The sequence below is a fragment of the Synechococcus sp. CS-1329 genome (assembly GCF_025128055.1).
Lineage (GTDB): Bacteria > Cyanobacteriota > Cyanobacteriia > PCC-6307 > Cyanobiaceae > Regnicoccus_A.
Map to the genome: position 1 here is coordinate 1 of NZ_JAHLYS010000004.1, position 14,762 is coordinate 14,762.

Below are 14,762 nucleotides of genomic sequence, written 5' to 3' on the forward strand. Positions count from 1 at the left end.
AGCGGATGGCTGGCCGGGATCCGCTCCTCGATCGAGACGTAGGAGAACAAGGAGCCGCTGCGCTCCTGCTGACCTCGCATCAAACCTGGGGCAGTTGACTCATTCTCGCAGAGGAAGCGGGGTTTTTCAGCAAACTCCTAGGCCGAGCCTCCCATCCACCCGTAAACCCCACGCGGAAACCGTGGATTCCTGGGCACAATGGCCCCAGGCAAGCGCCGATCGGTCCACTGCAGCGCCCATGGGTTTCAGCACCAAGACGGAGTACGGGCTGGTGGCCCTGATCGAGCTGGCCGAGGTGCACTCGGGCGGCGGCGTGCTCCAGGCCGGCGAAATCGCCCGGCGCCAGGGCATTCCGGAGCGCTACCTGGAGCAGATGCTCACCAGCCTGCGCCGCAGCGGTCTGCTGCGCAGCCTGCGCGGGCCAAGGGGCGGCTACCAGCTCACCAGATCGCCCGAAACCATCACCGTCGCCGAGGTGCTCGCCTGCCTCGAGGGACCGCTCAGCAGCGAGGGCGAGCAGCAGCGCAGCAGCAGCGCCTTCCACGTGCTCACCGCCCTGGCCCAGAAGGTGGAGCAGGCCCGCGCCCGGGTGCTGGCCGCCACCACGCTGCAACAGTTGCTGGAGGAGCGCAACGCCAGGGCCAGGCCGGCCCTGATATATCACATCTGAGCAGCGCTCAGCGCCCAGTGGCCGGCGGCGAGGGAGGTGGCTCCAATTGCAGGGTGCTGTGGGCGATGCCGAGTCGGGCCAGGCGCTGCTTGGCCTCATGCAGCAGCTCCATGTCATCGCCCCCGCCCGGCTGACGAATGACGTGGGCGGTGAGCGCGTTCTGGGAGGTGCTCATCGCCCAGACATGCAGATGGTGCACGTCGACCACCGCCGGCAGGGAGCGCAGGGCCCCATCCACGGCGGCCAGATCGATGCCGCTGGGGACTGCATCGAGCGTCACCAGCAGCGCTTCCCGCAGCAGCTGCCAGCCGCTCCAGGCCACCGCCAGGCCCACACCGATGGCCGTGAGCGGATCCAGCCAGCTCCAGCCCGTGACTCCCACCAGCAGGGCACTGACCAGCACCGCCGCTGACACTGCCGCATCGGTGAGCAGGTGCACCATCGCCGCGCGGCGGTTGAGATCGTGGTGGTGGTCGTCGCCGAACAGCCGCGCCGAGAGCAGGTTGACGACGATGCCGGCCGCCGCCGCCCAGGCCACCGGCGTGCTCACCACCTCCACCGAGTGCTGCAGCCGCTGCACCCCTTCGACGATCAGCACCGCGGCCGCCATCAGGATCAGCACCGCATTCACCAGGGAGGCCAGCTGGGTGCTGCGGCCGAAGCCGTAGGTGAAGCGGGGTGTGGCCGGCCGGGCGCTCAGCCGCTCCGCTCCCCAGCCGAACAGCAGCCCGGCCACATCACCGATGTTGTGGACGGCATCGCCGATCAGCGCCAGGGAACCGAAGGCCACGCCGACCGCCAGTTGCAGGCCCGAGAGGACGCTGTTGAGGATCACGCTCCAGCGGAAGGCCGCTGCTGACCCCGGCCGGTGCTGGTGCTGACGCGGGTGGGGCTGCCGCTGGATCCCCACCGCCGGATGCGGAGACTCTCCGGGATCAGATGGGGCTGGGGGCATGGTCGAACGGGGCGAGCGGCCACCGCCAGGATGGCGTCAACCGGCGCGGCTAACTGGAACGGGAGGAGCGGGCCTCCCGCAGCAGCTGGGAGGGCCTGATGTGGAAGCGCTGCTGGAAATCAACACTGAACAGGCTCTGGGTTCGGTAGCCACAGGCGGCGGAAATGCTGGCCACACTCTGTCCAGGTGCTGGATTCTGCAGCTTCAGCCGGGCCGCATCCAGGCGCTGATTGCGGATCCACTGCAGGGGCGTGCAGCCCAGCCTTTCGCGAAATGTGTACTGCAGGGCCCGGCGGGAATAATGACTGTGCAACTCCAGTTGCGTGAGGTTCAGGGGCTCCCCCAGATTCGCCTTGATGAAGTCGAGCAGCTCATCGAAGGAGTCGCGCCCCGCTTCGATTCTCTGGGTCAGACGTTCAAACGACGTTTCCTCGCGCAGCTCCGGAAAGATCATGGCGGCCAGCAGCCGGTAGATCAGGTCATCGAGCTGGAGGCGATCCACCACACTCTGACTCGATCCGACCTGCTGTTCAGCCATGACCATGGCCTGCCTGAGCATGGCCTGAAGGGTGGCGAGGGCCGGCTCATTGGAGGGCTCCCAACCCGGTGTCTCATGCACCGACTTCACCCAGGGATCAGGGGTCTGGCTGAGACCGGCCATACCCGTGGCCGTTTGCAGAATGCGATGGCTATCGAGATGGAAGGCCAGGCCACTGAACAGACTGGATTCAATCGAGAGGGGCCGTCCAGGCAGAATCAGGCAGGTGTTGGGCCGGCACAACCAATGCCGCGAGGCCTGGTGGATGTCCTGCTCGCCGTCGTAGCCCAGGAAAACGGACAGACCGAATTGCTCGGCCACCACAAGATGGGCCGGTGGCAGGATCCAGGCCCCCAGCATAAGGGAACCAAACCGTGACGTGGCACCGAACTGCCACCACGACCCATCGAGTTCAGCGGGCTTGATCTGACTGAGCGGCAGAATTCTGCGCACCAGTTCGGCACTGTTGTTGAGGTCAACAATCAGGTCCAGCCGACGCCTGAACGGGTTGACAAGGGCTGCAGCCTCTGGATGCGCGTCAAAACCGTGTTGAACTTCAGCAGACGCGACAGAGAGATTCACAGGATCCAGAGGTGAATGGGCTCTGGGTCAGATCAGAGCAATCGTCAGAGCAGGTCAGATCAAAGAGCAGACACGCAAGGATCAAGCATGGATCCATCACGACCTTAGGGACTCGGCTGCTGAGCGGGCCAGCGCCTGCACCAGCCACCATCAGACTATTGCGTTATTCTTACTTAATTGCGTGATGATTCCATTAGAAACTGCCTAGCCAAGCCTGGCCGCCGTTACGCTGGTGAGTAATCCTACTCATTAAAGAACGAATTGAGGGCCATCCTGCTTCACCGCAGCCGCCAATTCAGGCCCAGCCCTGACGACTAGCCTGGGGCCACGGGGGCAAGCGAGGACCGGGCCAGTGCAGAAGCCATTGGACGGGGGGCGCCACAGCCAGACCTCCACCGGTGTCGACTATGTGGTGGGCGTCGGGGCCTCCGCCGGAGGACTGGAGGCCCTGCAGGAGCTGAGCCGCACCATGACGGCACTGGGCCGGGTGTCCTATGTGGTGGCCCAGCATCTCTCGCCGGATCACGCCAGTCTGATTGTTGATCTGCTCTCCCACTCCACCACGCTCTCGGTGGTGACAGCCACAGATGGCGCGCCGTTGCAAGCCGATGTGATCGCCATCGCTCCCCCCAACCATGACCTGGTGGTGGAGGGGGATCACCTCAGGTTGAGCGCTCCCCTGCCGCGGTTCGGGCCCAGTCCGTGCATCGATCTGTTGTTTGAATCGATTGCCGAGCATTGGGCTGATCATGGGCTGGCCGTTGTGCTCTCAGGCACCGGAGCCGATGGTGCCCGCGGGGTGCGTGCCGTTCGGGCCGCCGGTGGCCTCACCATCGCCCAATCACCGGAGAGCGCCAAGTTCAGCGCCATGCCCAGCGCCGCCATCAGCCTGGGTTGCGCTGATCTGATCCTGGAGGCCAGCGCCATCGGCCCGAAGATCCGGGAATGGATCAGCCACGGTGGCCAGTGGCTCGACGCGTCACTGCCGGCACCGCCCCCTGCCGTGCTCAGCAGCGTGATGACCCAGCTGAAACATGCCACCGGAATTGATTTTTCCCAGTACAAGCCATCAACCCTGAACCGGCAGATTCAGCGCCGCATGCTGACGTTGCAGGTGAGCAGCCTCGAGGACTATCTGCCGTTGTTGTCCGGCGATGCGGGAGAGGCCCGGGCTCTGGTGCAGAACCTTCTGGTCACCGTCACATCGTTCTTCCGTGACCCTGGTGCCTTTGCCGCCCTGCGCGAGCACCTGCTGGTCTATGTGAAGCAGCACAGCAGCAATGAACAGCTGCGGGTGTGGGTGCCTGGCTGTGCCACCGGAGAGGAGGTGTTCTCCCTGGCGATGCTGCTCAGTGAGGTGCTCGGACATCCCGCCCATCTGGCCTCCCACATCAAGATCTTCGGCACCGACCTCGACGACATCAGCCTGTCGGTGTGTCGGCGTGGCCTCTATCCAATCTCGGAGGCCAAGGCCATTCCCGAGGAGCTGCGCGCACGCTTCGTCAGCGAAGGGGACACCCAGATGGAGATGACGGAGGAGCTGCGCAGCTGCACCGTCTTCGCCCGCCATGACGTCGGTGAAGATCCGCCCTTCCCCCGGCTGGATCTGGTCTCCTGCCGCAACACGCTGATCTACTTCACAGCGCCGATGCAGGAGCGTGTGTTGAACCTGTTCCGCTTCGGTCTGGTGCCCGGGGGCCTGCTGTTCCTCGGTGGCTCGGAGTCGCTGGCCAACCGCACTCCCGGCTTCAAACTCATCAATCCCGAGCAGCGCCTGTTTCTGCGCACCAGCGACGGGATCCTGAGGCAGAGCCAGTCGCTGGCTCTGCCGGGGAGCCGAGGGCCTCTGGCCTTCGCCCCAGCGGAGCGGATGGCCCTGGTGCGGGACTCGGTGCCGGAGCAGCACATGGCGCTGCTGGAGTCGCTGATCCGCCTGATCAGCAAGCCCAGCCTGGTGTTGGATGAAAATCACGACCTGATTGAGGTGATCGGCGATGTCACGCCGTTCTGCCGGCTTCCCGAGGGCCGCATCAGGGCTGCCGCCACCGCGTTTCTGCTGCCTGAGCTGCAGTCGGAAGCCAGGGCCCTGTTCCTGCTGACCAGGGCTGATGGACTGGCGATCACCAGTGCCCCCTTGACGCTGGAAGGCCACAACACCCCCATGCGCCTGGAGGTGAAACCTGTGCAGGTGGGTGAACGCAGGCTGTTGATGCTCACATTTCTTGCGGCCAGCGAGGAGCCCGCCGATGCCGGCGCCGCGGATCAGGCCGGGCAGCGTGACCAGGCCTTTGATCGGGAGATCGAGCGGCTGGAGCAGGAGCTGCTCAGCAGCCAGAACACCCTGCGCCGCTCCCTCAGCGAACTGGAGCAGGCCAATGAGGAACTGGAAGCCTCCTCGGAGGAACTGCAGGCCTCCTCGGAAGAGCTGCAATCCTCCAATGAGGAGCTGGAGGCTTCAAACGAAGAACTGCAGGCCACCAATGAAGAACTGGGAACCCTCAACCAACAGCTGCGCGCCCGCAGTGAGGAACTCGAGCAACTGAATACGGATCTGGAGAACATCCAGAATTCCCTCAGCCAGGGGATGGTCATCGTCGATCGCCACCTCTGCATCCTGCGCTTCAGCCCCCTCTCCGTCAGGGTGTTCGGCCTCGTGCAGGCCGACCACGGCCACGCCCTGCTGGATGTGCCCACGACCCTGCCGCTTCCGGGCCTGCAGGAGGCGCTGCTGGCGGTGATCAGGGGAGAGCCGCGCCTGAGCCTCGAGGCCAGCAGCGAAGAGGTGTCCTACCTGCTCCAGATCCTGCCCTATCAGGAGTGCAATGGCCGGCGGCTCGGCGCCATCATCACGCTCACCGATGTGTCCGAACTGGTGGCCCTGCGCCGGGCGGCGGAGGCCTCCTTGAGTGAGTTCTCCAGCCTCACCGATGCCCTGGAGCAGGCCGTCCTGAAATGGGATCCCACCATGGAGCACCTGCTCTATGCCAGCCAGCGAATCCAGGCGATCACAGGCTGGAGCTCCAGCGAGCTGTGCGATCAACCCCAGCTGCTGCAGGACGCCATCGATCCCGCTGATCGCGAGCGGGTGGGCGCGGCCCGCGACCTTCACCAGCCCGGCTGGTCACTGCGCTATCGCATGACCACCCGGGAGGGACGACAGCGCTGGGTTTCAGAAACCTGCACCGTCGTCAACGACGTCGATGAAGCCTTCATCGTTGGCACCCTCGCGGATGTCAGCGACAGGGAAAAGCTTGAGCGCGAGGCCAGAAAGGTCTCCGCCATCGTCGAGACCGTCTTTCACAGCGAAAGTTTCGCAGTGGCGATCCTTGATGACCGCCTGCGCCTGGTTCGCACCAACGACACGTTCTGCCTGATCATCGGCCATGACCAGGCCGCCATCCATGGGGTGCATGCCGACTGGCTCTCCGCACCGGGGGACCCCCACTCGTTGAGTGGGCTGGCGGAGGCCGCCTTGACGGGCCGCGTCAGCAGCGATGGTCGCGCCATGCTGCGGCTCAAGCTCGCCGATGGCTCCCTGCAGGAGCTCCCCGCTGAGATCCGCACCAACACCGATCCCAGCCTGGGCACCATGGTGACGGTGATCGTGTCCCTGGGGCCGAGGCCCGAGGCCGTGCCGATCAGCTGAGCTGGCCGCGGAAACGCGACACACTGATGGCCATCAGCAGCGGTGCCATCACCAGCAGAGCCAGGGCATGGGGCCAGAGGGCCTCGAGGCCCACACCCTTGAGCATCAGACCGCGCAGGATGGCGATGTAATGGCGTAGGGGGTTGAGCAGCGAGAGAAGCTGGAAGAAGGTCGGCATGCTCTCGATCGGCGCAATCGCCCCGGAGGTCTGCACCATCGGCAGGGTGATGAAGAAGGCCGTGAGCATCACCTGCTGCTGGGAGCGGCAGACCGTGGCCAGCATGATTCCCACGCCGATCCCCACGAACAGATAGAGGCCCGAGAGGGCCAGCAGCAGCAGCAGATTTCCCCGGATCGGCACAGCGAACACCAGCCGGCCGAGCAGCAGGGCCAGCAGCACATCGCCCATCAGCAGCACCACCAGGGGCAGGATCTTGGCCAGCAGGATCTCCCAGGCGGCCGCGGGGGTCATCAGCAGCTGCTCCAGGGTGCCGGTGTCCTTCTCACGCACCAGCGTCACCGCCGACACCAGGGTGGCGATCAAGGTGAGCACCAGGCCGATCACCCCCGGCACGAAGAACCAGCTGCTGGTGAGGCCCGGGTTGTAGAGAAAGCTCACCTGGGTGCGCAGGGGCGACGTGGGCGGCGGCGCCCCTGTCTGCGGGCGGAAGCGGCGCAGGATCTGCTGGATGTAGCCGCTGGCGATGCCGGCGCTGTTGGCATCGACCCCATCGATGAACACCTGCACCTCGGCGCTGTCGCCAGCGGCCAGCCGCCTGTTGAAATTCGGTGGGATCACCAGGCCGGCCGTGAGCTCTCCGCGCTCCACCTGCCGCGCCAGCTCCCGTTCGCTGCTGGGATAGGAGGCGGCCAGGAAGATCCGGTTGGCGGTGAGGGCCGACACCAGCTCGCGGCTGGCGGCAACCTGGGCATAGTCCACCACCCCCAACCTGAGGTTGTGCACCTCGGGGTTGAGGGCGAAGCCGTAGATCAGCAACTGCAGGGTGGGGGGAATGATCAGCAACTTGATCAGCTGCCGGTCGCGCAGGATCTGCTCGACCTCCTTGCGCAGCAGGGCCCAGAGGCGGCTGGCTGAGAGCCGCCGCCACCAGTGGCGCAGGGCCCTCATGGCCCGCCCTCGCCGCCATCGCCCAGCTGCAGAGAACCCAGTGAACGCAGCGTGGCTCCGTACAGCAGCGCCCCCAGCACCAGGATCATCAGCACATCCAGCCAGACGCCGGCCCAGCCCGTTCCCCTCACGAAGGCATCGCGGCTGATGACGATGAAGTAGCGCGCCGGGATCAGCGCCGACACCAGCGACAGCGGCGGCGGGATGTTGCTGAGGGGATAGATGAAGCCCGAAAGCAGCAGCGCCGAGAGGAAACCCACCAGGGACACCCCCTGCACCGCCGCGTTCTGGTTGGCGCTGCGCACCCCCAGCAGCAGCCCGAAGAGCACTGCCGCCGCCAGATACAGCGTGGTGCCCACCAGCAGAGGCGTGGGGTCAGCGACGACGCTGAGCTGAAAGATCTGCCCCCCCAGCCCCATCACCACCACAGCCACGCTCGCCCCCACCAGCAGGAAGGCCAGGGCCTTGCCCAGCAGCAGCTCCGCCGCGCTGATGCCCGAGGCATAGACCTGCAGGATCGTGCCCTTGTCCTTCTCTTTCACCATGGCGATGGCAGCCAGCAGGGAGGGAAAGATCCAGAGCACCACGGCATAGACCCCGGGCACGATGTACAGCGATTCCTTGCGGCCGGGGTTGAACCACAGCCGCGTCAGCGCCCGCACCGGCGGCGGCTCCCTGATCAACTCCTTATCGGCCCCGAAGAAGGCCGTGATGCCCTGGATGCTGTTGCGGATCACCCGGGCGTTGTTGGCGTCGGTGCCATCCACCAGCACCTGCACCTCCACCGGCTGACCGGCCTTGAGGCGGCGGCTGAACTCCGACGGGATGATCACCGCCGCCCGGGCCAGGCCCGGATCGATCGCTCCCGCCACCGGGTCGCCGCCGCCCCGCCAGGGGGCAGGCCGGAACTGGTCGGTGGCGAAGAGGCGATCGGTGTAGGCGGCGCTGAGGGGGCTCCGGTCGAAGTCCTGCACCACGATCGGGATCACCTTGGTTTCGAGGCGAATGGCGAACCCGAAGATCAACAGGGTCAGCAGCGGCAGCAGAAAGGCCAGACCGAGGGTGAGCCGGTCACGGCGGAACTGCAGCAGCTCCTTGCGGCACTGGGCCAGGATTCGCACGCGTCTCACGGGCGCTCCCCCTGCCGTGCCTGGGCCCGCTGCACGGTGCCGATGAAGGCGTCCTCCAGCGATGGGGGCACCCGGCGCAGCCCCTCCAGGCTGAGTTGCGCCTGGGCCAGCAGCGGCCGCAGGCCGTCGATCTCCCGCTCGGGGTGATCGAGCACCAGGTGGAGCCGATCGCCGAAACGGCTCACCCGCCAGGCGGCCCAGTGGCGGCGCAGCAGCAGCGTGGCGGCCTGCAGCTGCTCCGGCGGCAGCAGCAGCTCGATCACCTGGCCGGGCTGGGCGGCCTTGATCGCTCCGGGGCTGCCCTCGATCACATTTTCGCCAGCCACCATGAAGCAGAGGCGGTTGCACTGCTCCGCCTCCTCCAGGTAGTGGGTGGTCACCAGGATGGCGGTGCCGCGGCGGGCAAAGTCGTTGATCAGGCTCCAGAACTGACGCCGCGCCAGGGGATCCACCCCAGAGGTGGGTTCATCGAGGAAGAGCACCTCGGGGTCGTGCAGCACCGCGGCGCCAAAGGCCACCCGCTGCTTCCAGCCACCGGGCAGCTGGGCGGTGAGCAACTGCTCCTGGCCCTGCAGGCCGCAGCTGGCGACCACCCAGTCGATGCGGGCCTGCCGCAGGGATGCCGGGATGCCGTAGACGCCGGCGTAGAACTCCAGGTTCTCGCGGATCGAGAGATCGTCGTAGAGGGTGAACTTCTGGCTCATGTAGCCGATCCGCCGCAGCAGATCCGGCCCGCGCAGCCGCTCCGACTCCCCCGCCAGCACGATCGCGCCGGAGCTGGGGGCCAGCAGGCCGCAGAGCATCTTGATCGTGGTGGTCTTGCCGGCGCCGTTGGCCCCCAGCAGCCCGAAGATCTCCCCATAGCGGATCTGCAGCGTCAGCTGGCGCACGGCCTCAAAGGCCCCGAAGCGGCGGCTGAGCTGGCGGGCATCGATGGCGAGGTCGGTGCGCTGGTGGCGGCAGCCCGCCGGGTGGGGAAAGGGCAGCAGCGGCAGCTCCCCAGCCTGGCGGCGCTGGCGGATCACCACCACGTTCTCGAGGGTGGGGTCGCTGTGGCGCAGCTCCAGCAGCGGCAGCCCCTGGCGGCGGAACAGCTCCCGCACCTGGGCTTCCCCCGCCACTGCATCGTTGACGAGCACATCGAGCCGATCGCCGAAGGTCTGCACATCGACGATCGCGCCACCGCAGAGCAGCGGCTCTGCGGCCGCCGGGGCGGCGCCCTGCAGCTCCAGCCGGCTCAGGGCCAGCTCCTGTTTGAGCTCAGCCGGACTGCCGAGGCTCTCGAGCCGCCCCTGCTGCATCAGGGCGATGCGGTGGCAGCGCTCGGCCTCCACCAGATCGGGGGTGGCGACGACGATCGTGACCCCCTCCTCCGCCAGGGTGGTGAGCACGTCCCAGAAGTCGCGGCGCGACACCGGATCCACTCCGGTGGTGGGCTCATCCAGCAGCAGCAGCTGGGGTCGATCGATCAGGGCGCAGCAGAGGGCCAGCTTCTGCTTCATGCCGCCGGAGAGCTGGCTGGCCAGGCGATCGGCGAAGGGCTCCAGGCCCAGGCGCCGCAGCAGGGGCCCCCGCCGCTGCCGCCAGTGCTCGGGGGAGACCAGGCGCAGGCCGGCCATGTAGCGCAGGTTCTCCTCGACGCTGAGGTCGGGGTACTGGGAGAACTGCTGGGTGAGATAGCCCACCCGCTCCCGCGCCGCCCGGGGGGCAAGACCCAGCACCCGCACGCGGCCGCCGCTGGGCTCGCTCACCCCGGCGAGGATGTGGAAGGTGCTGGTCTTGCCGGCACCATCGGGGCCAATCAGGCCGAAGATCTCGCCGGCCCGCACGCTGAACTCAAGACCGGTCAGCGCCGGGCGGCTGCCGTGGCGCTTGTGCAGCCCCTCCACGCTCACCACCAGGGCGGCGGCCTCAGCGGGGGAGGAGTTCGGCATCGGCGGGCATGCCCGGTTTGGCGTCACCGGCGGGATTGTCGATGGCCAGCTTGAGACCGAACATCTGGCGCACCCGGTCGCGCTGGAAGTAGATCGTTTCCGGGGTGAAGGAGGCCTGGGCATCCACCTCCGCCACCCGCGCCGCCAGGGGACGGCTGGGGTCGGAATCGAGGAAGATCCGGGCCGGCTGGCCCAGGCGCACCCGGCCGATCTCCCCCTGGGGAATGAAGCCGCGCAGGTACACCGTGGTGGGATCCAGCAGGGTGAGCAGGGTGCGGCCGCTGGCCACCACCGCCCCAGGTTCCACGCTGCGGGAGATCACCACGGCGGCCAGGGGCGAGCGGATGGTGAGATAAGCCACCTCCGCCTTCACCTGCTGCACAGCCGCCTGGGCGCTGCGCACATCACTCTCGCTGGCCCGCACCTTGGCCAGGGCACGCTGGCGCTGTTCGCCCAGGCCCTGCAGCTGCGCCGCGCGGATGGAGGGGTTCAGGTCTGTGGAGGCCGCCAGCGCCAGAGCGCTGCGGGCCGCTTCCACCTGACGCCGCTGGGCGGTCACCACCGCTTCGGAGGTTTCCAGGGCCGTGCGGTCCTGGTCGAGCGACTGGGGCGAGGCGGCACCTTCCCGCACCAGCGACTCGGTGCGCCCCAGGGTGACCTTCGCCAGCCGCTGCTGAGCCTGGGCCTGGGCCAGCTGGGCTTGAGCGCTGGCCAGGTTGGCCCTGGCCTGCCCCACCCGCCCCAGATTGTCCTGCTCGGCCTGGGCCACGGTCAGGCGGGATTCACGGATCTGGCTGTCGAGCACATCAATCTGGGCGCGGTCCTGGTTGAGCTGCTGGCGGGCGGAGCCCAGCCTTGCCTGGGCGCCCCGCAGGCGGGCGCGCACCTCCTCGTCGTCGAGGCGCACCAGCAGCTGCCCGGCCTTGACGCGCTCCCCCTCCCGCACCGTGACCTCAGCCACGCGGCCGCCGATTCTCGCGCCCAGATCGGTTTCATAGCCCTCGATCCGCCCGCTCAGCCTCAAAAGGCCGGTGCCAGTTCGCCCGAGCCAGAACCAGCCCGCCAGGCCGGCCAGCGCCAGGGTCACCCCAGCGCCCACCAGCAGCTGCTGCCGACGGGGCCAGGCCAGGGGGCTCAGGCGCACCCGGAATCGCCGGCGGGCAGACGGGCGCCCTCCAGAGCGGCGCCGCTGAGGTCGCTGCCCTCCAGCTGGCAGTCGCGCAGGTCACAGCCGCTGAGATCGGCGCCGGCCAGATCGGCGTCGCGCAGGTTGGTGCCATAGAGGCAGGCGCCGCGCAGGTTGGCGCCGCGCAGCTGAACGCCCTGGCACTGGGCATAGCTGAGATCAGCCCCCTCGAAGTCGGCACCGCCCAGATCGGTGTGCTGATCCAGGCCGGAGCGGAAATCGGCCTCCACCAGCCGGGCCTCACGCCAGCGGCTGTGGGCGGCCACGACGCCGCGCAGGCAGCAGCGGTGCATCAGCGCATGACTGAAATCAGCCCCCTGCAGGCGCGATCCCGAGAGGTCGGCCTCCTGCCAGCTGGAGCCGGCTGCCTTCACACCGGAGAGGTCAGCGCCCCAGATCAGGGCCTGCTGCAGGCTGGCGCCCTCCAGATGGGCTTCACGCAGGCAGGCATGGCCGAAGCGCGCCTCGCGGAAACAGCCCGAGCTGAGGTCGCAGCCGGAGAGATCGAGCTGAAGGCCATCGGCATCGGGCAGGCGCAGGCCGATGAAACGGCGGCGACCGCTGGCGAGGGCCTGTCGCAGCTCCTCGATCGAAGCGGGCAGCGGCGGTTCCTGCGGCTGGGCCGCTGGCGGTGTGGTGATCGGTGTCATCAGAAGATGGCCGCCAGATCATCGAGCTGCTGGCGCCGGGCGGCCAGCAGCAGCTTCTCGGCCTGGGCCATCAGCCGGAACACCCCCTTGTCGATCACGTCGTAATAGACGAGGCTGCCCTCGGGGCGGCGGCGCACCACACCGGCGATCATCAGCAGCTTGAGGTGCTTGGACACCAGCGCCTGGCTGAGGCCGGTCTTCTCCACCACGCCGGTGACATTGAGGGCTCCGGAGCGCAGGGCCTCCAGCACCGTGAGCCGGTTGGGCTCGGAGAAGACCTTGAAGTAGTCGGCGAGGGCTTCCATGACAGCGGAGGTGGTGGTGGCAGCGGTGGCGTGACGCGCAGGCGGCCCGGGCTGGACTTCCATTTTAGCGCGCTGCCGCAGCAGCACTGAACTGCAAACACGCAGTGTCGCAGTAACATGCTGCCGTTATGCTTTTCGGGTCAGTCCTCAGCCCCACCCACTGCTCTTGCCCGCCGATGACCATCGCCACTGCAGCCCCGGCCACCACCCCGCACCTGCGCGAAGACCTGCTGACGCCGCGCTTTTACACCACCGAGATCGAGAAAGCGGCCCGCACCGACCTCAACGGCCAGCGGCCGGCCTTCGAGGCGATGCTCAACGAAATGGAGACCGACTACAACCGCGACCACTTCGATCGCCAGGCGCCGCTGAACCGTCTCAAGGACCTCAGCCCCGAAGAGAAAGTGGCCTATGAGAGCTATCTGGTGCGCTCCTGCGTGTCGGAGTTCTCAGGTTTTCTGCTGTTCAAGGAACTCTCCAAGCGGCTGATCCAGGCGGAGCGCCCCGAACTCGGACGGCTGTTCCAGCTGATGGCCCGCGATGAGGCCCGCCATGCCGGCTTCCTCAACCGGGCGCTGGTGGCCGAGGGCATCACGCTCGACCTGCCCAGGCTCAGCACCAGGCGGCCGATCACCTGGTTCCCGCTCAGCTGGGTGCTCTACAGCGTCTTTCTTTCGGAGAAGATCGGCTACTGGCGTTACATCCTGATCGACCGTCATCTCAAGGCCAGCCCCGACAACAACTTCGCGCCGCTGTTCGATTTCTTCGAACCCTGGTGCCAGGACGAGAACCGCCACGGCGACATCTTCAACATGCTGATCCGCTGCTGGCCCGGCCTGCGCAGCGGCCTGCGCGGACGGCTGCTCAGCCGCTTCTTCCTCTGGAGCGTCTTCCTCACCCACAGCCTGACGGTGTGTGAGCGGGGCGAGTTCTACAGGATCCTGGGCATGGATCCCGCCAGCTTCGATGCTGAGGTGATGCGTCAGACCAACCGCACCGCCCGCCGCGCCTTCCCCTGGGTGTTCGACCTGGAGGGCAGCAGCCGCTACCTGGAGCTGCGCGATCAGATGGTGGCCTGCCACCGCTCCCTGCAGGCCGGCAGGGCTGAGGGCGCCGGACCCCTGAGGCAACTGGGCCGGCGGCTGCGCTTCGGGCAGTTGCTGCTCCAGCAGTTTCTGCAGCCGATGGTGCCGGCTTCAGCCACATGAGCCAGCCCCTCGACGACAGCCCGACCGCCCGCGTGTTCATCGGCTACGACGCCCGCGAGGAGGTGGCCGTGAACGTGCTCACCGCGTCGTTCCAGGCCCGCGCCAGCATCCCGGTGCAGATCGCCCAGGTGCGACTCGATCAGCTCAAGGGGGTGTACAGCCGCGAGCGCGACCCGAAGCAGAGCACCGACTTCTCCTTCAGCCGCTTCCTGGTGCCCTGGCTGGCGGGCTACCAGGGCTGGGCCCTGTTCATCGATGCCGACATGCTCTGCCTGGGCGACATCGCCGAGCTCTGGGCCCTGCGCGATCAACGCAGGGCGGTGCAGGTGGTGAAGCACCAGCACGAGTGCGAGGAGGGCCTGAAATTCCAGGGCATGCCCCAGACGCCCTACGGCCGCAAGAACTGGTCGTCGGTGATGCTGTTCAACTGCGAGCGCTGCCGGGCCCTGACCCCGGAGTACGTGAACACGGCCTCGGGGCTGGAGCTGCACCAGTTCCGCTGGCTGGCCGATGGGGAGATCGGTGAACTTCCCCCCGCCTGGAACGTGCTCGTTGGCGTGCAGGAGCTGCCGCCGGAGCCCAGGGTGCTGCACTACACCCTGGGCGGCCCCTGGTTCGACGACTGCCGCGACATGCCCGAGTCCGGGCGCTGGCTCGCGGCCCGCGCCGCCATGAACAGGCCCCTGGAGCCCTAGGAGGCTGTTGCGCATAGATCTCGGAGCACCTTCTCCGCAGACGGCTGTGTATCTGCCCAGAATCAAGTGACAGCAATGGTTCTGGACGAGATCATGGGCCATGAGCAAGCCCAAGACCTTCCGCCCCTGGTTGC

General features: G+C 67.3%; 12 protein-coding genes. 4 read left to right on the forward strand and 8 right to left on the reverse strand.

Annotation, left to right across the window (positions count from 1 at the left end; translation table 11 throughout):
- The first annotated feature begins 238 nt into the window (after positions 1-238).
- Positions 239-670: an Rrf2 family transcriptional regulator gene (locus tag KQ304_RS00640; protein ID WP_259735201.1), complete on the forward strand. Its 432-nt coding sequence runs from the start codon at positions 239-241 to the stop codon at positions 668-670.
- Positions 671-677: 7 nt separating this feature from the next.
- On the opposite strand, the gene KQ304_RS00645 is transcribed toward KQ304_RS00640, so the two are convergent.
- Positions 678-1,625, reverse strand: a complete 948-nt coding sequence (locus KQ304_RS00645) for a cation diffusion facilitator family transporter (RefSeq protein WP_259735202.1) — start codon at positions 1,623-1,625, stop codon at positions 678-680.
- 49 nt (positions 1,626-1,674) lie between these two features.
- Positions 1,675-2,616, reverse strand: a complete 942-nt coding sequence (locus KQ304_RS00650; protein WP_259735203.1) for a helix-turn-helix domain-containing protein — start codon at positions 2,614-2,616, stop codon at positions 1,675-1,677.
- 481 nt (positions 2,617-3,097) lie between these two features.
- On the opposite strand from KQ304_RS00650, the gene KQ304_RS00655 reads away from it, so the two are divergent.
- Positions 3,098-6,391: a chemotaxis protein CheB gene (locus tag KQ304_RS00655; RefSeq protein ID WP_259735204.1), complete on the forward strand. Its 3,294-nt coding sequence runs from the start codon at positions 3,098-3,100 to the stop codon at positions 6,389-6,391.
- On the opposite strand, the gene KQ304_RS00660 is transcribed toward KQ304_RS00655, so the two are convergent.
- The 6 genes from KQ304_RS00660 to KQ304_RS00685 are packed head-to-tail and all read right to left on the reverse strand — an operon-like array spanning position 6,384 to position 12,788.
- Positions 6,384-7,520 (reverse strand): ABC transporter permease, encoded by a 1,137-nt coding sequence (locus tag KQ304_RS00660; RefSeq protein WP_259735205.1) that lies wholly within the window; start codon positions 7,518-7,520, stop codon positions 6,384-6,386. The two genes, KQ304_RS00655 and KQ304_RS00660, sit on opposite strands and share 8 nt — an antisense overlap.
- Entirely contained in the window at positions 7,517-8,650 is a 1,134-nt protein-coding gene (locus tag KQ304_RS00665; RefSeq protein WP_259735206.1) for an ABC transporter permease, read from the reverse strand. Before KQ304_RS00665 ends, KQ304_RS00660 begins: the two co-directional genes overlap by 4 nt.
- Positions 8,647-10,584 carry an ATP-binding cassette domain-containing protein gene (locus KQ304_RS00670; RefSeq protein ID WP_259735207.1) on the reverse strand — a complete coding sequence of 646 codons (1,938 nt, stop codon included), beginning with the start codon at positions 10,582-10,584 and terminating at the stop codon, positions 8,647-8,649. Before KQ304_RS00670 ends, KQ304_RS00665 begins: the two co-directional genes overlap by 4 nt.
- Positions 10,562-11,728, reverse strand: a complete 1,167-nt coding sequence (locus KQ304_RS00675) for an HlyD family secretion protein (RefSeq protein WP_259735208.1) — start codon at positions 11,726-11,728, stop codon at positions 10,562-10,564. The genes KQ304_RS00670 and KQ304_RS00675 overlap by 23 nt, the downstream gene beginning before the upstream one ends.
- Positions 11,719-12,420 (reverse strand): pentapeptide repeat-containing protein, encoded by a 702-nt coding sequence (locus KQ304_RS00680; RefSeq protein ID WP_259735209.1) that lies wholly within the window; start codon positions 12,418-12,420, stop codon positions 11,719-11,721. Before KQ304_RS00680 ends, KQ304_RS00675 begins: the two co-directional genes overlap by 10 nt.
- A complete protein-coding gene (locus tag KQ304_RS00685) occupies positions 12,420-12,788 on the reverse strand; it encodes a helix-turn-helix transcriptional regulator (protein WP_259735210.1) in 369 nt (122 codons plus the stop codon). Before KQ304_RS00685 ends, KQ304_RS00680 begins: the two co-directional genes overlap by 1 nt.
- Before the next feature lie 113 nt (positions 12,789-12,901).
- On the opposite strand from KQ304_RS00685, the gene acsF reads away from it, so the two are divergent.
- A complete protein-coding gene (gene acsF, locus KQ304_RS00690; RefSeq protein ID WP_259735211.1) occupies positions 12,902-13,933 on the forward strand; it encodes a magnesium-protoporphyrin IX monomethyl ester (oxidative) cyclase in 1,032 nt (343 codons plus the stop codon).
- Positions 13,930-14,628: a glycosyltransferase gene (locus KQ304_RS00695; protein WP_259735212.1), complete on the forward strand. Its 699-nt coding sequence runs from the start codon at positions 13,930-13,932 to the stop codon at positions 14,626-14,628. The genes acsF and KQ304_RS00695 overlap by 4 nt, the downstream gene beginning before the upstream one ends.
- Positions 14,629-14,762: the final 134 nt, after the last annotated feature.